Annotated in this window: 16 protein-coding genes; 8 read left to right on the top strand and 8 right to left on the bottom strand. The window is 43.1% G+C overall.

What is annotated here, in order from left to right:
- Positions 1–36: 36 nt before the first annotated feature.
- Together EI162_RS02000 and EI162_RS01995 are read left to right on the top strand one after the other, a co-directional pair.
- The gene (locus tag EI162_RS02000) at positions 37–1,518 is read left to right on the top strand and encodes a DUF6880 family protein (protein ID WP_192522761.1); all 1,482 of its coding nucleotides are present in this window, start codon (positions 37–39) and stop codon (positions 1,516–1,518) included.
- A gap of 59 nt (positions 1,519–1,577) precedes the next feature.
- Complete coding sequence (locus EI162_RS01995) at positions 1,578–2,195, top strand: manganese efflux pump MntP family protein (RefSeq protein ID WP_192522760.1); 618 nt, start codon at positions 1,578–1,580, stop codon at positions 2,193–2,195.
- A gap of 351 nt (positions 2,196–2,546) precedes the next feature.
- On the opposite strand, the gene rlmF is transcribed toward EI162_RS01995, so the two are convergent.
- Positions 2,547–3,584 carry a 23S rRNA (adenine(1618)-N(6))-methyltransferase RlmF gene (gene rlmF / locus EI162_RS01990; RefSeq protein WP_192522759.1) on the bottom strand — a complete coding sequence of 346 codons (1,038 nt, stop codon included), beginning with the start codon at positions 3,582–3,584 and terminating at the stop codon, positions 2,547–2,549.
- A 65-nt stretch (positions 3,585–3,649) separates the two neighbouring features.
- A complete protein-coding gene (locus tag EI162_RS01985; RefSeq protein ID WP_192522758.1) occupies positions 3,650–4,369 on the bottom strand; it encodes a LysE family translocator in 720 nt (239 codons plus the stop codon).
- A gap of 172 nt (positions 4,370–4,541) precedes the next feature.
- Between EI162_RS01985 and EI162_RS01980 the strand changes: the two genes are divergently transcribed.
- Positions 4,542–5,360, top strand: coding sequence for a crotonase/enoyl-CoA hydratase family protein (locus EI162_RS01980; protein ID WP_192522788.1), 819 nt, complete (start codon positions 4,542–4,544; stop codon positions 5,358–5,360).
- 197 nt (positions 5,361–5,557) lie between these two features.
- Entirely contained in the window at positions 5,558–6,736 is a 1,179-nt protein-coding gene (locus EI162_RS01975) for a MalY/PatB family protein (RefSeq protein ID WP_192522757.1), read from the top strand.
- 128 nt (positions 6,737–6,864) lie between these two features.
- Here EI162_RS01975 and EI162_RS01970 read toward each other — a convergent pair whose 3' ends face one another.
- The 3 genes from EI162_RS01970 to EI162_RS01960 form a co-directional block, all read right to left on the bottom strand.
- On the bottom strand, positions 6,865–8,433 hold the full coding sequence (locus EI162_RS01970; protein ID WP_192522756.1) for an FGGY-family carbohydrate kinase: 1,569 nt from the start codon (positions 8,431–8,433) through the stop codon (positions 6,865–6,867).
- A gap of 178 nt (positions 8,434–8,611) precedes the next feature.
- On the bottom strand, positions 8,612–10,270 hold the full coding sequence (locus EI162_RS01965; protein ID WP_192522755.1) for a glycerol-3-phosphate dehydrogenase/oxidase: 1,659 nt from the start codon (positions 10,268–10,270) through the stop codon (positions 8,612–8,614).
- 260 nt (positions 10,271–10,530) lie between these two features.
- Complete coding sequence (locus EI162_RS01960; RefSeq protein ID WP_192522754.1) at positions 10,531–12,267, bottom strand: FAD-binding oxidoreductase; 1,737 nt, start codon at positions 12,265–12,267, stop codon at positions 10,531–10,533.
- Positions 12,268–12,640: 373 nt separating this feature from the next.
- Between EI162_RS01960 and guaA the strand changes: the two genes are divergently transcribed.
- From guaA to EI162_RS01940, 4 genes are all read left to right on the top strand, one after another.
- Positions 12,641–14,245: a glutamine-hydrolyzing GMP synthase gene (guaA, locus tag EI162_RS01955; protein ID WP_192522753.1), complete on the top strand. Its 1,605-nt coding sequence runs from the start codon at positions 12,641–12,643 to the stop codon at positions 14,243–14,245.
- A gap of 54 nt (positions 14,246–14,299) precedes the next feature.
- Positions 14,300–15,274, top strand: a complete 975-nt coding sequence (locus EI162_RS01950) for a hypothetical protein (protein ID WP_192522752.1) — start codon at positions 14,300–14,302, stop codon at positions 15,272–15,274.
- 289 nt (positions 15,275–15,563) lie between these two features.
- Entirely contained in the window at positions 15,564–16,250 is a 687-nt protein-coding gene (locus EI162_RS01945; RefSeq protein ID WP_192522751.1) for a DUF2628 domain-containing protein, read from the top strand.
- A 45-nt stretch (positions 16,251–16,295) separates the two neighbouring features.
- Positions 16,296–17,108, top strand: a complete 813-nt coding sequence (locus tag EI162_RS01940; protein WP_192522750.1) for a hypothetical protein — start codon at positions 16,296–16,298, stop codon at positions 17,106–17,108.
- 125 nt (positions 17,109–17,233) lie between these two features.
- Here EI162_RS01940 and EI162_RS01935 read toward each other — a convergent pair whose 3' ends face one another.
- The 3 genes from EI162_RS01935 to EI162_RS01925 form a co-directional block, all read right to left on the bottom strand.
- Entirely contained in the window at positions 17,234–17,998 is a 765-nt protein-coding gene (locus EI162_RS01935) for a hypothetical protein (protein WP_192522749.1), read from the bottom strand.
- A gap of 108 nt (positions 17,999–18,106) precedes the next feature.
- Positions 18,107–19,111, bottom strand: coding sequence for an oxidoreductase (locus EI162_RS01930; RefSeq protein WP_192522748.1), 1,005 nt, complete (start codon positions 19,109–19,111; stop codon positions 18,107–18,109).
- Between the two features lie 197 nt (positions 19,112–19,308).
- Positions 19,309–20,289, bottom strand: coding sequence for a zinc-binding dehydrogenase (locus EI162_RS01925; protein ID WP_192522747.1), 981 nt, complete (start codon positions 20,287–20,289; stop codon positions 19,309–19,311).
- Positions 20,290–20,816 lie beyond the last annotated feature (527 nt).

Genomic DNA, 20,816 nt, shown 5'->3' with positions numbered 1-20,816 from the left:
GTGAAACAAAGTAAATAAGATAGTGAGGAAAATACCATGCTAAACACAGAACAAAAGAAGTATTTATCACAACTACCAAAAACAGCCTTAGTTGATTTTGTCGCTGATGTGTATGGTGTAGATAAAATGCTAGATAAAAAAATTGAGCGTCTGCTATTACAGTCAGATAAGCCTAAGCTCATAAAAAAGTTAACCACTACCCTAAAAGGACTTAGAAGACGAAGGAAGTTTGTAGATTACTGGGAGTCTAGCGAATTTGCTACTGAGCTTCAGCACTTAGCCAGTGACATAATGAGCCTTTATCCTGAGCAACCACAAGAATGCTTGACGTTACTTGAGTTATTTATAGAGTCTACTAATGCTAGCTTAGAACGTGCTGATGACTCGAACGGTTATATTGGTGACGTGTATAGAAGGTTAACCTTGTCTTGGTTGACAGTTGCTAACACTTGCTATGAGCAAGAAAAGCAGGACATCGCTGTTGATGAGCGCGATATACTCAGTCACGCTTGGGTAAAGAAAGTAAAAGCGCTGGCTGATGATAATGAGTATGGTACTAAAGATAATTTATTAGAAAATATTGGTCAGCTGTTATCTGAGCCTGAGATACGTGGATTGATCGCTGATTACCAACAAGAGCGCGGGATTATCCAAACAAAAAAGGCAAATGAAGATACACTCAATGAAAGGCAAAACAGCCCTTTAAGCGATGATGCTTTTTCAATTAACTATGAAAAAATGGTAATTGAGATCGCCATAAAAAATCTAACAAGGGCGCTAGGTGATGTGAGTTTTTTTGAAACCAGCTTTTTTGAGATGCAAGAGACTAGACCGGTTCATCCTCGAAGATTAGAAGAGTTGCTAACATTTTTGCTAAATCAAAGAGCTTTTGATAAGGCACTACACTACTTAAATGAAGAGTGGCAAAGCGATGGTTTGATGGATAAGATCAGACGCTTGGATTGGCTGAGTAACCTACACCACATGCAAAAAGATACCGATGCGCTCATGGAGGTGCTAGGCGAGGCGTTTGAGCTACAACCAACCCCTTCGCGGCTAAAAGCTATCATGGCTGCGGCCAGTCCTGCTCTGCAAGCTCAGTGGCGAAAAAGAGCTTATGAGCTGGCAGACCAACAAGAAAATGTATTTATCGCAACATCGCTACTGCTAGAGATAGGAGAGATTGAGCTTGCCAATGAGGTCGCAGTTGCCCGTCATTGCCAGTTTGCTGATGTGCATTATACAGATCTAGCAGGCATGTTAAAGGATTTGCCAGCTGAGACAGATTTACTTCAAGTTGTTATTTATCGCAGTTTGCTTAACGATATTCTAGACAGCTCTCGCAGCAAGGCTTATGGTCACGCAGCTCGCTACTTCAATCGTCTAACAAAGCTTGATACGATTATTAGTAAATCCTCTAAGCTTTATAATGAACTTGCGACTCATAACGAATACGTCATTACGCTTAAAGATAAGCATGGTAAAAAGCGTAGTTTTTGGGAAAAGGTAAACGATTAGATTGATGTAGCGTTTCACGTGAAACTTATGACAATAAGCAAAAAGAAGCGAAGAATGAAATGATCGAAGTCATACTACTTGCTATAGCTTTGGCAATGGATGCATTTGCTGTTGCGATTGGGCTAGGGGCTAAATCGAAAAAACAGAGTAAGCAGTATTTGCTACGTTTAGCCATTTATGCTGGTTTGTATTTTGGTATCGCGCAGGGTGTAATGCCACTAATTGGATATTTATTGGGCGCAGCACTGTTAGGCTGGTTGGCTGCTGCTGCGCCTTGGATTGGCGGCATGATACTTATCAGCCTCGGTGGTAAAATGCTTTATGAGGTGTTTACTGCTGATGGGGAAGATGCGGTAGATAGTGCGCTGCACCTAAAAGCCGACACAGATGATGCTGTTAACGCCATAAATAATAGAAACAACAATATCAATCATCGCACCCTATTTACCCTTGCAATAGCAACCAGTATTGATGCGATGGCAGCAGGTTTTACGCTTAATTTGTTGGCGCTTAATGCATGGTTGGCTTGTTTGATTATCGCGCTAGTGACTGCTATTTTTGGGCTGTTTGGTGTTTATTTGGGCTGGCGTTCTGGTACGTGGTTAGAGGATAAAGCGGAAGCATTAGGTGGCTTGGTGCTTATTTTGATTGGCTTAAAAGTGATGTTTTTTAGCTAATGAATACCAAATCCAAAAAGTAAGATTAAACCCTTCAAACTCGTTTAGTCTACAAGGCTTAGTACTTACACTCGTTTCCCTTACTATAGTCAGTGAAAAGTAAAATCGATACATCACGTACTGCTAGTACAGTTTTTTATAGCTTGCTGTGCCTACGCAGACAGAGGCTACAAAAAAACTATACCAGCAGTATCGTAGCGTTTTTTAAAGTATTTTAACTATACTCTAATTTTTGTGAATGGTATAACTACCGTATTTCAACTCATTTTCCTAATAAAAAGCAGCGCTATAAGAGTTATAGCGCTGCTTTTTTGTTTCACGTGAAACTTCGATTAATAAGGTTTTTATTGATTATTCTTCGTCAGTATCAAAGCGCCATGCCAACACACGGGTGTTCTTTTGACCCTGACTCATTTCAATAATACGCATTTGCGTGACATCGAGCTGCTTTAATAGCAGTTGCAACGGTTTGACGTTTTCAGACTTCGACACTAAGCTGGTAAACCAGCCGACGTGCTCTGCAAAATCCTGACTTTCTTTTATCATCTTCGTTAAAAAAGCAATCTCGCCACCCTCAGACCATAGTTCCTTGTGCTGACCACCGAAGTTTAGATTTTGCGCAGCATTACCAGCCTTGGTTGAGCGTCGACTGATTTGTTCGTTTTCGTTCTTACCGCGATGTCTTTGCAGATTATGCTGCTTGCGACTATTGGCTTCCATCGCTTCTTCTAATGAAGCATGAAACGGTGGGTTGCAAACGACCACATCAAAGTAATCTTGACGACCGATGATATTAGCAAAAATACGCTTAGGCTCAGGTTGTAATTTTACTTTGATCGCAGCTTTTAGCTTGGGATTGGATTCGCAAATAAGTGCAGCAGTGTTGACAGAAATAGGGTCGATGTCACTAGCAGTAAAGCGCCAGCCATAGCTTTGGCTGCCAATAATAGGGTAAATAGCACTAGCGCCAGTACCTATATCGAGGGCGTGGATTTCTTTACCTTTTGGCGGGGTATTATCGGCATTCACATGGGTGGTCTGCGCCAATAAGTCGGCAATGTAGTGAATATAATCAGCACGTCCAGGAATCGGTGGACATAGATAACCTTCTGGAATATCCCAAAACTTAATACCATAATAATGCGCCAGTAGTGCTTGATTGAGCACACGTACCGCTTGATGATCCGAGAAGTTAATCGTCGACTCGCCTTTAGGATTGGTAATGGTATGCTTAGCAAGCTCTGGCAGAGCGCGAGTCAATACCGCAAAGTCATAGCGACCCTGATGCGGATTACGCGGATGCAGCTGGCCGAGTTTTTTGGCAGTCTCAGGCGAGCGATTTCTGTGATTATTGGCGGTCGGGCGACGGTTCATAGGCTTACTGGTCATAGTATCGGGCTTTGATGTTTGAATATAATCAACCAGTTTAGCAGATTTCACCAGTGACTAACGTCTTATCGACTACGTAAAATAAGATTTAATCCCAGTACTATCATTGCTGTACCCAATACGCGGTCTATCCAATGCTCAAAACGCTGAAATCGTCGATGAATGGCAGGGATAGAAAGCAACATCACCACCGTGCTGAACCAGGCCATTTGTAAAACCATCATCCAAACGCCATAAATCGCCAGCTGCCAAAGCGGAATACTGGGTGATAGTACAAGGGTGAATATCGCCACAAAATATACTGGTGCTTTTGGATTAAAGACATTGCAAAAAAAGCCACGGCGCAGAATAGCCGCGGTCGATTCAGTGTCAGTAGGCAGCTTTTTATTAGCGCTATTTTTACCAGCACTCGTGGTTCGATCGTTAATTATGTCTGGTGAAACGTTAACGCTTGAATCTATTGGCTCTGCTGGAATTTCTAGCTCTGCTGGTTTTTTAGGTTTGGCTTGAATACCTTGCCACCCCAGATAAATAAGATAACTGCCGCCCAACCATTTAATAGCGGTCAGTAGTGGCTGCGAATGGGCAATCAACGTTGCCAGTCCTAGCACCGAATAGATAATATGTACGGCTAAACCAAAAGTAATACCGAGACTACAGATCAAACCAGTGCGTCGGCCTTTTGCTAACGTTTGCTGCGAGACCAAAACAAAATCAGGGCCAGGGGAGGCGGCAGCGAGTAGATGAACGCTAGTGATAAGCAAAAAACCGTGCCAAAATTCCATAAAGTGCTCTGAGTGATGTCTTGATTTGGATAATAGTTGCACATTATCGTAAATGAGGTCAACTGAAAATAGTGGCGATGTCGCGGCTTGTGTTATAGAGCGGAGATGTCTATATTAAAAGCAGACTGATAATCAATACTGTAACAAGGATAAAGTTATGACTGCTCACAATATGGTTAATAATATTACTGACAACGCTATTAACAGTGATACGAACAATCGCATTACTTATAAAACCGATGGCTATATCTGTCTAATCGGACTGAATCGCGCCGATAAGCGCAATGCCTTTGACAGTCATATGATTAAGCAACTGTCTGAGGCACTCACTAATTATGAAAACGATGCCAATCTTCGCTGTGCGCTGATATTCGCTCATGGTGAGCACTTCACCGCTGGGCTAGATTTAATGGAGCTACAGGATAAATGGGATAAAGGCGCATTTGAGTTCGCTGCCGACGAAATAGATCCGTGGGGTATTGGTGGAAAATTGCGCAGCAAACCCGTTGTCGTTGCGGTACAAGGGACTTGCTTTACCGCTGGGATTGAGCTGATGCTCAATAGTGATGTGGTTATCGCCAGTAGCAATTGCAACTTTGCACAAATGGAAGTGCAGCGCGGTATCATGCCGTTTGGTGGTGCGACGGTACGCTTTGTCGCTGCTGCTGGTTGGCAAAAAGCCATGCCGTATCTATTAACGGGTAAAAACTTTGATGCGCAAACCGCTGATAGGCTAAATCTGGTCAGTGAAGTCGTGCCAAATGGTGAAGAATATAAGCGCGCGCTAACTATCGCCCAACAGATTTGCAAAGCCGCGCCACTTGGCGTGCAAGGATTACTGTCCTCAGCGCAAGATGCCAGTCGTAATGGCGCAAAAGCAGCTCTCGCCAATATTCATGGCTATCTGCCGCATTTGTTTCATTCAGAAGATGCGAAAGAGGGTGCGATGGCGATGGTTGAAAGAAGGGAAGCTGAATTTAAAGGACAGTAGAGAGTTCTAAATAACTCTTTAATAAGTTCGTAATCAGTTGTTTTATATTAAATAACATTCACGTATTTACTGAGTCGGTTTTTCGAAGCTTATATGCAGGTTGTCTGTAATATAGTTTTGCTGACTGATTGCACAGTTAAGAACGACTTTGTTATATTGAATATATTAAGCCAAAACCATTTTCTAGGAAAAAACTAGTGCTGTATAACTTTGATGAAATAATAGACAGACGACATACGGGATCGTTTAAATGGCATTATACCGATGACACGATTCCGCTATGGGTCGCAGATATGGACTTTAAGACCGCTCAGCCTATTTTAGCGGCGATTGAGCAAGTAGCGCAGCATGGCATATTGGGTTACACCGTTCCGACCGAGCCGTTGTATCAAGCGATTATCGATTGGCATGGCAGTCGTTATGGCTTGTGGCTGGATAAGCAGAATATTCTTTTCTCACCGGGCGTAGTGCCAAGTTTGGTGCTGATGATGAAAGTATTTACCGAAGCAGGGGATGCAGTACTCATCAACGATCCTATTTATACGCCTTTTATGACCAAGGTTTTGGATAATAATCGTCAGCTTGTGACTTCTGCATTAAAGGAAATAGATGGTAAATATCATCTGGATTTAGCTGATATAGAAGCTAAGATTGTCGAGCATAAAGTTAAGCTGTATTTGTTGTGTAATCCGCATAATCCGGGCGGGCGTGTATGGACAGTAGATGAGCTTAAAGCGTTACTTTTCATCTGCAAAAAGCATAATGTAGCGATTGTTAGTGATGAGATTCATCAAGATTTAACCTTGAGCGGTCACAAATTCATTCCTTTTTTAACTCTAGCAAAAGACTATGAGCATAAAGTTGTGAGCCTAACCTCGATGACCAAAACTTTTAATATTGCCGGTATCAAAGGCTCGATGATATTTGCTAAAGACAGCGCATTACTGAGTAAAATTGACCAGCAGCAGCGCTTAAGTGACGAGCATGAGCTCAATTTATTTGCTTATACGGCGATGCGTAGCGCTTATGAGCAAGGTGGTGAGTGGTTGGCACAGGCGCTCGCTTATATCGAAGCCAATATTGAATTAACGCTACAGTTTTTAGAGGAGCACCTGCCTAAAATTAAGGTTATGCGCCCAGAAGCTTCGTATCTAATATGGCTAGATTGCTCAGCCTATGGTCAAGACGATCAAATGCTTTATGATGCGCTTAGAGCTGCTAAGGTTGAGCTGAGTGCAGGGATTAAATACGGAACTGAGGGGCATCTAAAAATGCGCTTTAATGTGGCGTGTCCTAAAACGATATTGATAGAAGGATTGAATCGTATGCACACTGCCTTAAATGACGATACTTTTAATACAGTCGATTCAATTTAAAAAGAATAAAGTGCTGCTGGGATAAATTTTGCGAAGCCTTTGGAGTGCGAAGTGCACAGCAAGTGAGGAAAGTTTATCCCAGCATAACGCTATTTTTAAAGTACCTCTTTTATATTGAATCGACTATATTATTTAGCTGGGTAACCGGTAATATCTTGAATGCTTTGGTATAAAGGTTTTAAGCGCTCATACATCTTAAGATAAACTTCATTATATAGGCGTTTATATAGCTGAACGTTGGCCTCAATAGGCAAGAATTCATCACCCAAATGGGTCATCGCTTCAGTAGCGGCTAAATGGTCGGGATAAACGCCGAGCCCCACCGCGCAGTTGATGGCAGCGCCTAATCCTGAGGCTTCATAAGTATGCGGGCGATAAGCAGGCATGCCAAAGATATCTGCCGTCAGCTGCATCGCGGAGTCGCTTTGGGAGCCGCCACCAGAGATGCGCAAGTGTTTGATAGTTTTTCCCGTACGCTTCTCAATCGTATCAAAACCAAGCTTAAGCTCGTAAGCCAGTCCCTCTAAGATAGCACGGTAAACGTGCGCCCGTGTGTGTACATCGCCAAAACCAATGAGCGCGCCCTTGCCTTCAAGACCCGGATGACGAACGCCAGGCGACCAATATGGCTGCATCATTAGCCCCATACAGCCTGCTGGAATATCTTTGACCGCTTGATCGAGGAGCTTTTCGGTATCGATACCCTGCGTTTTTGCTAACTGTTCTTCATATTGAGCAAACTGCTCTTTAAACCAGCTAACCATCCAAAAACCACGATATATCATATACTCGTGATTATAATAATTCGGTGCAGCAGCGGTATAAGCGGGCATGTGCTTGAGTATCTCAACATAATTTGTTGAGGTGGTATTGATGGTCGCGGTAGTGCCAAAGCTTAAGCAAGCGGTATCGGCGGCCAGTCCAGCGGAACCCAAAGCTTCACAGGCTTTATCGCTGGCAGCAGCAATCATTGCTGTGCCTTCAAGAATACCAGTGGCGGCAGCAGCTTCAGCAGTAATATGACCAAGGTGCTGCCCAGGTGGCATGAGTTTGGGCATTTGCTCTAATCGGCAATTAAATAGTCGCCATTTGATGTTATTGGGCTTAAACCACGCTTGCGCCTTATAATCATAAGGCAGGTAGCCTAGCGCGTGACCAGAGGAGTCGATAAGTTCATCAATGAGCTGATAGGTTAAGTACGCTGATAAATTGACGTAATAGGCTGTTTTAGCCCATATCTCCGGCTCATGATGAGCGAGCCAATTACAGCGTGCTTTTTGCTGCGCTTCATTAACTAGATCGCCCATGCCAATTACCTTGGTGAGTGGATTAAGAAAGCCTATGTCATGGGGCTCTCCTCGGCGCAAATCCATCCATACAATAGCTGGGCGTAGCGGCTGTTTATTTTTATCCAAACATATCATGGTGTAGCGCTGAGTAGCGAGACTGACACCAGCGATTTGCGCTGGCGTAATGTCGCAGGTTTGCCATAATTGCTGGCAGGCCTCGCTTAATTTTTGCCAATAGTAATCGGCATGCTGCTCAGCAAAATTAGGCTCAGTTGAAAAGTACGGCTCGATAGGGACGCGGGCTTTGGCAATCTCGGTGCCAAATTGATCAAAGATAAGCGCCCTGACGCTTTGTGTACCATTATCGATGGTTAAGAAATAAATAGGGGCATCAAGGTTATGGGTCATAGTCATCCTTAACTATGTGGAAATAGATATATAGCTCAATAAAAATACTATAATTATAGTGTGCTACTGGTATAAGTTTTCCTTGCTTGCTGTACCTACGCAGACAGGGGCTACGGAACTTATATTTTCAAAGTAAGCACCCCAGTAGCACTTGTTATTAATATCCTATAAAAAAGCGCTAAGCCGCTGGTAAATGATAATAGCGTTGCCATAACTCTTGATAGCGATCGACTTCTTGCTGCCATTTTTGCTCGTCCCAGCCCAGTTCCTGCTGGCAGATTTGCTTCAGCCTATCACTAATCAACGGCGTCATTGCACCATGCGGCAGTATCAATCCCAAGCGCGTACGCCGTAATAATAAATCATCTAAATGAATGACTTGCTCGAAACGTGCGGCAAAGCGAATCTCCGCCCAGATAGTATTGCTGTCGGTCACATAAGCCAAATCATCGTCATGTGCTAATGCTAATAAGGCATCAAGTTGTAAACCATAAAACCCTTGTAAGCGCTGTTGTAGCGATGCAGGTAGGGTAGCAAACTTGGTATTGGTTGGTGTTTGATTGCTAAAAACTTCGCTATTAAACGAGCTAAGATCTTTAGTATCCACATCATCAAACGCAAGCACTTGTTGGCAAACCTTTAGCACATCAAGGGCAATCAGGCGAAAGGTGGTCAGCTTGCCGCCACTGACGGTGACCAAATTATTATCGAGCCAAACGCTATGGTCGCGCTTTTCTTTACTAGGGCTGACGCGTTTACCATCACCGCCTTCAGAAATCAGCGGACGCACGCCCGCCCAAGTACTGATGACATCCTCTCGGCTTAGGTTGGCATGATTAAAGAGATCGTTGGTCGCTGCTAATAGATAATCCACCTCTGCGCTAGTAATGCCAACTTCTTCTTCACCTAAAGGAGGATTATCCAAATCGGTGGTTCCCAGAACTGAGCGGTTCTCCCAAGGGAAAACAAACACCGCTCTTTTATCGACAGGATGCAAAAAGGTATAGGCTTGCGTCAGAGGCAGACGCTCTTGACTAACCACCAAATGGCTACCGCGCGACGGACGAATTTGCTTATGAAAGGTTCGCTCCGTCTGTTGGCTAGCTTGCATCCGTAAGGTGTCAGCCCAAGCGCCAGTCGCGCTGACCACTACTTTGGCATAAACATCGTAAGTATTATTGCTATCATCAGATGCGGTATCTGCTAGGTGAGCACCCACGACCAAGCCTTGCTCATTGGTAATTAATGATTCGGCTTTAAGGTAATTAATCGCGCACGCGCCGTCATGGATCGCTTCGTCTAGCACCCGCATCACTAAGCGTGAGTCATCAGTCACCGCGTCACTAAACTGGCTGGCACCCAAAAACTTCTCTTGCTTGATACCAGGATTTAGGTTTAGAAAGGCATCTTTTTTAAAGTATTTAAAGTAGCGTTTGCCTGCCAGCTTATCGTATACCCTGAGTAAGGTATTAAATATCCATGGCGGTGGAAACTTGCCTTTATAATGTGGCATGACGTAATGCATCTCATTGACCAAGCCGCCGGCTTCATTGAGCATGCGCTCACGCTCGCGGACGCTAAGTAGAGTAGTTTTATAATCACCTGAGGCAATATAGCGCAGCCCGCCATGTACCATTTTGCTAGATCGGCTAGAAGTTCCCCAAGCAAAGTCTTTTTGCTCAATTAACAATACCGCTAAGCCGCGCCTTGCTGCTTCACGAGCAATCCCCGCGCCAGTAATACCGCCACCGATGATCAGCATATCCCAAGGCACTTCTTGAGACGAGCGGCGAGATAAAGGTGCTAAGGCTTGTTGGCGTTGCGTGGCTTGATTCATAGAAGACTCATTTTAATGGTTATTTAGTTTCAGCTAAGTAGACTATCTAAACTGCTTAATTTATAGGCGTTATTTAAAATATAGTTGCGTTTTATTATGACGCGCGGCTGGTATTAATTTTCCTTGCGTGCTGTGCCTACGCCGACAGAGGCTGCGCAAAATAAATATCAGCCGCGCTGTATAGCACTTATATTAAATTAAACATACCTCAGCTAAGACTGCAAATAAGCCCTGACTTTAAAACCTATTGTTTACTAGAACTAATCTTCGATTAAAACACCCGGATTCATACGCTGTTCAGGGTCTAAGCTTTTGAGCATATCGCTGGTTACCTGAATACCTAGCTGACCCTTTTCGGCAGCAAGGTAAGGCGCATGGTCACGACCGACACCGTGCTGATGCGATATTGTCGATTTGCCATTAGCCAGACTTAAACTGGCGGCATGTTTGATTTTTTGCCAGCGGCTTAAGGTACTAGCATGGTCTTTTGCGGCTCTAAAGAAGTAGGTGGTATAAAGACTGGCGCCTTGTTTATATACATGCGAGATGTGAGTAAAGGCCATGACGTGCTCATTTTCATCTGCCAAAGCCGTTTGAACAGCTTGTTGCATCTGCTGCACCTGCTCGTCGATATTATTCCAATTGGTCGCAGTCTCAAAGGTATCGACCATGATGCCTTTTTCCCATAAGGTGCCGCGCAGATAAGGGAATTTAAAACGCCCGTGCGCCCATATACTGCCCATGACATCGGTCAGCTTACCAGTAACACTGCCTTGCTGTTTTAACAGTTTTTTAAACTGGGTAAGTGCTAATTTATTCTGCGCTTTATCGCCTGAAACGCCATAAGTGAGCATGACTTTTTCTGAGCTGAGTCCGCGCGCTTTAAGATAAGTACTAATCGCTAAAAACTGACTAGGCGTCGTACCTAAATGTAGATGGGCGTCGGTTTCGACCGCATTACTTAAACGTAGCATAGACAGGCGAATATTACTCTGCACCGCTTGTCTGAGCACTTCTTTACCCGCTTCCCAATTCGGTAAAAACACCACTTTGAAAACCTCTTCTTCAGGCTGCGGTTGCACGCGCATTTTGACTTCGGTAAAAATACCAGCGCGGCCTTCAGTGCCCATCATCATTTCACGCAAATCAGGGCCTGCTGATGAGGCAGGAATATCAGCGATAGTAATGACACCTTTTGGCGTCACAAGTGTCCCACCAGCAAACATTTGCTCGATACGCCCATAGCCTAATGACTGCTGACCACTAGAGCGCGCGGCAATCCAGCCGCCGAGGGTCGATAGCTCCCAAGACTGCGGGTAATGTCCCAAGCGATAACCGTGTGCGTCCAATTGTGCTTCGACCGCTGGTCCTTGTGTGCCTGCGCCAAAGGTAGCAATTTGGCTCTCGTTATCTAAATCAATAAGCTGATCCATCTTGCTCATGGCGATGGTTAATACGGGGCGTGACCCCTTTTGTGGATTAATATGACCAACTACTGAAGTACCACCGCCAAAGGGAATAACAATAAGGTCGTGGTCGTGAGCCAGTTTCAATAAGGTCTCGACATCAGCGGTCGATTGCGGATGCGCGACGCCATCAGGGAAGACTTCAAAGTCGCCACCGTGCATGGCTATCCAGTCAGGAAAGCTTTGTCCACGCGCATGTCTGAGTCTGACCTCATTATCGATAGATACTGTATCTAGCTTAGTCATGGCAGCAGGCAAGCGTGACTTGGGTACGGTTTTGAGTACCTCTTGCAAGCTGACAGAGTTTAGTTTCTTGGTTTTACCAATGTGGGATTTAATCAGCTTGGCACCGTGTGACGACACTTTTTTATTGATATTGACATTGCCCCAACCATTCCAACGCGTTTGCTCTATCGGCGTGTTGGCGGTCATGTTAATGGACGCATCACTTTTTGCGACGTTATCTAATATAGGATTGTTGGTATTGGCAGGCTTAGCGTTTTTACGAATAAGAGATTTGATTTTGCTCATAGGGACATACCTGTCGATTTATTATGATTATAACTGTGCTTGAACTAGAAACACTTTGAATACCGACCATTTGATGGTCAGTGCAGTATCCAAAATTACCGGGTTACTTGTTTAACGTATCACAGTATAAGTAACTGTTTTCTGTACATTAGTCAACGACGATTGGTGTACTGCCTCAATTTTACAAGTTTATATTTCTCACTTAGAGAGCAATATAAAACAAAGAGCGATGAAAGTGAAATAAAGTAGGTTTTTAGAATAATTTATTGAGACGATTTTGGGTTAGTTGGTAGATTAGCGTATTTTTATAACCAATAGACTGCCGAAACTTGTTAAAATAGGGCACTAATTTTTTCTTGATGGACATCGATTTATGACCACTGCCGCTGCCACTCCTGCAATACCTACTATCAAAGAAGATCGCATCTTAATTCTTGATTTTGGCTCACAATATAGCCAACTAATCGCCCGCCGTGTACGCGATTCAGGCGTATTCTGTGAGATGTTCCCGTTTGATATCGACACCCAACGCATCAAAGATTTTGGCGCAAAAGGTATCATCTTATCGGGTGGTCCTGAGAGCGTGCATGCAGAAAACAGCCCACGTATCAATGACGCCGTATTTGACTTAGGCGTACCGGTATTAGGTATCTGCTACGGTATGCAAGCAATGGCAGAGCGTTTTGGCGGGCAAGTTCACGCCAGTAATGTCCATGAGTTTGGTGCAGCGACCATTAATATCGACGGCAAATCTACCCTTATAGACGGTATCGAAGACGCAGCAGGTAAGCTCAATGTGTGGATGAGTCATGGCGATAAAGTGATTGATGCGCCTGAAGGCTTCGACATCGTTGCCAGTACACCAAGCTGTCCGATTGCCATTATGGCCAATGATGACAAGCAATATTATGGTCTCCAGTTCCATCCTGAAGTCACCCATACCGCCCAAGGTCAGGCATTGCTAGGACGTTTTGTCCATCAAATCTGTGACTGCGCGGGCAGCTGGACGCCTGATAACATCATCGATATGCGTATCGAACAATTACAAAAACAAATCGGTGACAAGCAAGTATTGCTCGGTCTCTCAGGCGGGGTGGATAGCTCCGTCGTGGCGGCATTATTGCATAAAGCCATCGGCGATCAGCTGACTTGTGTGTTTGTCGATACTGGGTTGCTGCGTCTACACGAAGGCGATCAGGTGATGCAAATCTTCGCCGAAAATATGGGTGTAAAAGTCATCCGCGTTGATGCCGAAGAGTTATTCTTGAATGCATTGGCTGGCGAGTCTGATCCTGAGGCCAAACGTAAAATCATTGGTAAAACCTTTATCGACGTCTTTGCTAACAGTGCGCGTGAAGTCAGCGAGCAAAGCGATGGCAAAGTCATCGAGTTTTTAGCACAAGGCACTATTTATCCTGACGTTATCGAATCAGCGAAGTCGCATCAAGGTAAAGCTCACGTGATTAAGAGCCATCATAATGTTGGCGGTTTGCCAGATGATTTGGCCTTTGAATTGGTTGAGCCATTACGCGATTTGTTTAAAGATGAAGTGCGTAAACTGGGTATTACCCTTGGTTTACCAGCAAAAATGATCAACCGCCATCCGTTCCCAGGACCGGGTTTAGGCGTGCGTATCCTTGGTGAAGTGACCAAAGAGTTTGCCGATATCTTACGTGCTGCCGATGCTATCTTTATGGAAGAGTTAGAAAAATCAGGCTGGTATGAGAAGACCGCGCAAGCGTTTGCGGTCTTCCAACCGATTAAATCGGTCGGTGTGGTCGGTGATGGTCGCCGCTATGCGTGGGTGATTGCGCTACGTGCGGTTGAAACGGTAGACTTTATGACTGCGCGCTTTGCCCATCTGCCGTATGATTTGATTGAAACGGTATCGAATCGTATTATGAATGAAATTGCCGAAGTATCACGCGTGACTTATGATGTGTCGAGCAAGCCGCCTGCTACTATTGAGTGGGAATAGCTCACATCTTTGTAATGTGATATAAAAATAGGATGCAAAAAGGAGCAATAAGCTATGAAATTAGTTCATGTCGGTCAAGATGAATGGATGTTTGAAGAGTCGATTATTGAATTTCCTAAAAATAAATCAGCTAACGATAATGAAAGTAGCCACTTAAAAAACCAAGTAAAAAATTTCGTTGACGCAGAAATAAAAGCAGGTCGCGATATTGATGACATCATGCACGAAGTGATGACCAAGTTTCAAGATGAAATTATGCAAGACTTTGATGACCAGCCGCCGACCTCATTTCAGGTTATTCAAATGACTTTGGAGCGTGATGGTTATGAAGTGGCTCGTGAGATTGCGCAATTTCTAGTATTAGAAAGTATAAATGACCCTGATGCTTACTTTAACTTGGCTTTTTTATGTGAGGAGCATGACGATAGCTTTTTAGCCTTACTAAGTAGCCGTGAATGTATGCGACTTTATTTAGAATACTTTCCCAAAAAATTCAATTGGCAAAAAAGTAAGCTGCCTTGGGGCATCATGGAAAACCGTCCCTTTTTGCGTGCACTGTTTCAATCAACCAATGTATATGCCGATAATGGTAGTTTTGAGTTGGCCTGCGCAGAGGGCGAAAAGCTATTACAAGTGTGCCCTAATGACAATTTGGGCATACGCGAACGCTTGGTAGAGCTGTATATGCTTACCAAGCAATACCAAAAAATCATTCAAATCTGTGACGATTATCCAGAGGATATGCTGGCCAATATTGCTTTTGGAAAAGTATTGGCTTACTGCTATCAAGATAAGCTGGACAAAGCTGAAAAAGAATGGGTTATCGCGCAAGATAACTTACCTGAAGTGGCTCATGAAATACTCAAAAAACGCCATCCTAAACCACGTGGTATTGATAATAGTTATGGTATAGAAATCGGTGGTAAAGAGCAGGCATATTTATACTGGCAAGAAATGGGAGGGTGGTGGGAGCAAAATGCGACAGCTCAAGCATTAATCGAGAAAAAACGTGCCGAAAAGAAGAAGTAGTGGGTTAATGTTGGAGCGCTAGCACCCGTTTTCCTAGCTACTCAAATTTTTTGCATTGATATATGGTTTATTTTTTATTCGTTCGGTTTAGCGTAGCGATAGCAAAAAACACTCAACTTGGTTGGGTGTTTTTTTTGGTCGAAAAAACAGCCACTCGAAAATGACCCAGTTTTTTATTGAACATTTGTTTTTATTAACTATAATAGTGCCAACTTTAATTGGTTTTCTTATTATTAAAGTGTAGGTAAAATTATAAAATGATCAGTGTTCAGTAAAATTAAGGGATAAGATGCTTTGTAATAGCTGTAATCAAGAAAACGCAAGTGAGGCAGTCGTTTGTTCAAACTGTGGACATCAATTCTTTGATGTTAAAGCACAAACACCACCACCGTTAACAGCGGTTAATATTTCTAAAGATGCGCAAAGCACACAAAGCCAGTCGATTTCCAGCTCTGAAAATGCTGATACTTTGCTAGCGGCCTTCGTCGGCGACAAGTATGACAGCTTTTATCGTGATAAATGGTTTAAGGACAGCGAGCCACGCTTAGAGGTTAATAATGATGGCTCTAGTATACACAGTTTTAATTTGGCTGGACTTCTCTTGGGAACGTCTTGGTTGTGCTATCGTAAAATGTATCTAGTCGCTTTTTTTATTGTACTTGGCATTAATGCAGTTGATTTAGTCTTAATGCATCTGCTCGGTATGGAAACGTATAGCTCTATAGGTCAAACCAGCTTTTTTGTCGCATGGGCAGTATTAACAGGACTTTTAGGGAATTACTTTTATTTCAGCTACAGCGTTAAAAATATCGATAAAGTCATGAGTAATACAGCTGACCCAGCGACGGTCGAACAGGAGTTAGTGGCAAAGGGTGGTACATCGTGGGTTGGCGCCATCGTGGGTAGCATATTATCAGTATTACTATCTATGGGTATGTCCTATTTATTTGCGCCTGATTGGTTTTGGTTGGTGTAGTACGTCTAATAAATAAGGTTAATCTAAGGAAGCGAGAAAAGAGCGATGGAGTCATTAAAACAAGCATACGATTTGGAACTAACGGATGAAAATCATGGGCAAGGCTGGGCCTTTGGTCGCCCTATCGGTATTACCACGGATCAATGGCCACGAAGTAGGATCAATGGTCTACCGATGGCACACTTATGGACTATATTGGTGCCTGAAGCGTATCGCGTAAAAGAGAAAGATCTCATGGCAATATCGCTTTTTCAGGCGGATGATCATGTTGAAGACACGGTAGACGGTGTTGAAGATATGATTACTAACCTCACCGAGGTGAATCATACAGACGCTGTGGCTTTTTGGGCGTCACTGAGTCGCTATGCCAACCATCGTCACCCTCAAGAAATCTATCTTGAAGATATTATTGGTGGTGGCTGGGCATTAATTTGGCTAACCAAGGAGGAGTTTGAAGGTGAAGCGACAGCACTGCCTAAAAAAGAAAATAGTATCTATCCAGACTATGAAGTCGAAGAGTGGAGTAGCACTTGCTTGGTCAAAGATGAACCCGCTCAGTTTATTAAGCACGTTGTCCGAACAGATGATCCTAATGTCGGCAAGATGCTCGATGAGTGGCCAGATGAAGATGATGAGAATGCTTATACCCCTATGTTTTCTACAAAAGGTACCATATTAAAGCTTGATAGGTTTCATGCAAAAAGTCATTTTGGTGGTACGGCCAATCCCATTCAAGCGATGCCAGCATTTAGTCCTTTTTATATTGAGTTTGAAGAAGCACTTGGTGATGCCAATATGGGTGGTGGTAATGGTCAAATCGATTTGTTGAATAATCAGTTTGACTGGGCTTGTGGCTAATTGTTGATAACGTTGAGCTGATCAAATTGGCTTAGTATATAAATAAAGAACACTCAACTTAGCTGGGTGTTTTTTTTGATGCTTGTAAACTTACAAGACCTTGTATGGTATTGATATCATAATCTTTATATGTACGGGCTAAACCTTATAGAACCTGTCCAAGAAAAGCCATTTAACAAGTTCTGAAATAATTTAGATACTCTGATAAGAGTGTCATGACTAATTGAAAATTCTTGATATGTACCATCATCTATAGTATATCCTAACAAATCTCCATTTAAGTTACTGAGCCCAAGGAACCCACCTTGCAAATCCATTTTCTTTTTCTTACTTCTACCATAGCCCCTGATACGGTCTTCAGAGTGCTGTGCACTATTTCTTACTTTGGAGAGTAGAGGAAATGCCTCTTCAAACTGTTCTTTTATACTTTTAACATGTCCAAGATTTGTTTCATCTGAAATTACAGACAAATATTTGTAAAATGAATCTACTAAGGATAAAAAGCTATGGGCATGGATGAATGAAAAGCGGTTCTTATAACTTCTTGGTACTTCGCCCGAATTTAACTTTTCCTGTCTGTAGAGTCTTTCAGTTTCAGCTCGATGATACTCATGATTAGTATAAAAATCATTTTCATCATCTAACCCATCACGATAATTTTTTTCTATATGCATGCGTAACTGCCTATCGCGCTCCCATAAATCCTCCGTATTATCTGATGTATGTTCCAAATAAGATTTCTGCTGGCAATCTGTGAACATTGTAAGAGTAATAGCCATATCTGTTATTGTTGTTTCCATCGATGAAATAATGCTTGTTAGCTCAGATACATCTTCTCCGTCTGGCAATTCTAACCAAGTTCCTGGATATTCAATATTTACTATAAACATAATTACTCCTTGACTAAAATTTTTTCTGCTACTCTCAAGATCAAAAAATAGCGGCGCTTCTTAAAGTAAAGAGCACCGCTACCTTTCATAAATTTCGAGTTCTAAACTCTAACCCCGCACATTCACCACATAACGTCCCACGGTTTTACTCTCTATAAATCGCTCTAAGTACTCAGGCGTTTGCGCTAAGGTAATCTCTTCACAATATTTCTCAAGATTGGGCAGCTTCATATCAGTGGCGACACGCTGCCAAATCGCTTTTTTGTCAGCCAGTGGAATATAGACCGAATCGATACCCAATAAAGAGACGGCTCTAGTGATAAAAGGCATGACCGACATCGAAAACTCAGCACCACCTGCTAAGCCACAACTAGTCACCGCGCCGCCCGCTTTGGTCTGTTTGAGCAAGTTTGCTAAGTAATCGCCGCCTATCGTATCGATAGCATTTGCCCATAGTTCACGGCCAATAGGTTTATTACCGATTTCATTGATGGTATCGCGATGACGCACTTCACTCGCGCCTAATTCTTTCAGATGCTCGCTTTGTTCAGGTTTACCAGAAAAGGCAATGACCTCGTAGCCCAGCTGCTTTAATATAGCGATGCTGATACTACCGACGCCACCAGTTGCGCCGGTGACAGCGACTGGTCCATCGCTTGGTTTTGCGCCCATTTTTTCTAACTTTTGCACACTTAACGCTGCGGTGAGACCGCCGGTACCGTAAATCATCGCCTCTTTTAACGTCAGCATTTCTGGGCAGGGTAGCGCCCAATCGGCTGGAATAGAAATCATTTGACTCAAACCGCCATCGGTATCCATACCCAAATCATAACCGAAGACCACAACCTCTTGACCTGCTTTAAAAGTACCAGATTTATCACTAACCACGACGCCTGCTGCATCGATACCGGGCGTATGCGGATAGTTTTTAGTAATTCTTTTATTGCCCGATGCCGACATGGCATCTTTGAAGTTTAACGATGAATAATGTACTTCGATTAATAAATCATTTTTAGGTAAATCACTGACATTACGCGTTTGGATACTTTTATCGAATTTGTCATCGCTGGTTTCTTCGACGACCAAGGCTTTAAAGGTTTTATTATTAGACATTATATTATTCCTTTTTTATTATAGTCAGCTCACAATAAAAGAGAGCTGTAGATAACAACGTGCCACTGGTATCAGTTTTTCTTGCATGCTGTTCGCAGGCGTGACAGAGGCTGCAAAAAATTGATACCAGCAGCACTGTATCGTTTTTAAATTGTATCGACTATACTTTTATATTAAAGGGATCTTAAAAGAGCAGCTTAAGGTTTAATCAATACTTTGCCTTTTTTCTCAGATTGTACTTTTTCAGAGACCGCTTTTTGAATATCGGCTAAATTATAAACGCCACCAGTAGGCAGTTTTAATGTACCGCTAGCCGCGCGTTCGATCAGCTCTTTCGTTAAGCGCTGCATATCATCGTCACTGATCTCTTGCATCAGATCGCTGGCCCAAAAGCCTTTTACTTTGCTCAAATTAAAAATCAGATGACTGGGGTTAATCATCAGCGGTTCGCCAGACATAGAACCTAAGGAGGCCATCGCACCGTGTTTACCTAGTAGCGATAGGAGCTCACCACCAGACTTACCACCAACCGCATCGACTGCACCGTTTATTTTGGCATCACCAACGATTTTTTGTACTTGTTCTTTCCAGTCGTCATCATCGGTTACCACGTTATTTTTGGTGATACCAAGCTCAATCAGCTCTTTTTCTGACTCTTTACTGCGCACTAAATTAATCGTATTAATATTGCGCTCGGGCGCAAGCATCGCCATAGATTCACCGACTGCACCGTTAGCAGCGTTTTGGATGATCCATTGGCCGGGTTCGATGTTTAAGAATTCAATCAGTAACAGCGCACTCATAGGCATAGCGATGAGTTGAGCCGCCATTTCATCGTCGATGGCGTCTGGTATCGGAATGATACGTTGGGCTGGCGCAATAAAATACTCCGCCCACGTGCCCTCTACACCAGAAACGACCACGCGCTGACCTTTTTTAAAGCTTGCTACGTCTTTACCAAGCAGGTCAATAGTACCCACCGCCTCAGAGCCGCCAGTCGCAGGTAGCTTAGGTTTATTACCGTATTCACCTTTAATAGTCACTAGGTCATGATTGTGGATGGAGGATAAGATAGTCTTGATACGAACCTCATTACCCTTCGGTTCTGGAGTAGGGCTATCGGTTACGCTTAGGACTTCTGAAGGTTTACCAAAATTATTATAAGTTGCGCTACGCATAAGAATTTCCTTTATTTATTTTTTAGGTGGATAGATAAAAGTCGCTGATCATTTTTATTATTGATATATAGTCAGTCCGAAATAAAAGCGATACGATGGTAGTGACGTGCTACGGCTATAAATTTTTGTAGCCTCTGTCACGCCTGCGAACAGCAAGCAAGAAAAATTATAGCCATAGTACGGTATCGTTTTTAAAATGACTTCACTATAGATATACAGAATCGTTATCAGTCATCAACCTTAACAACTTGGCCTTGGCATACTCAACCTGAATTTGGTTAAGCAACCTTATTGTTTGCTGACAATTGTAAAAAGACAAGCGTCTAAGGTTAGCGTCTAAGGTTAAGGTAACGTTTCACCCTAAATATTAGAGTCTGTTCCCTTCTAAGCTACTGGACTGATTGCCAAAAAAAAGCAATGGCAGCGTTCCATAGTTAGGAGACGCCGCCACTGCTTATAATACTAATCATACTAGGGCGTGTTGAACATTCATAATTTGAGCCAGATATAAGCACAAGCAAGAGCGA

The sequence above is a fragment of the Psychrobacter sp. FME6 genome (assembly GCF_014861365.1).
Lineage (GTDB): Bacteria > Pseudomonadota > Gammaproteobacteria > Pseudomonadales > Moraxellaceae > Psychrobacter.
This window is presented reverse-complemented; position numbering and strand designations above follow the sequence as displayed.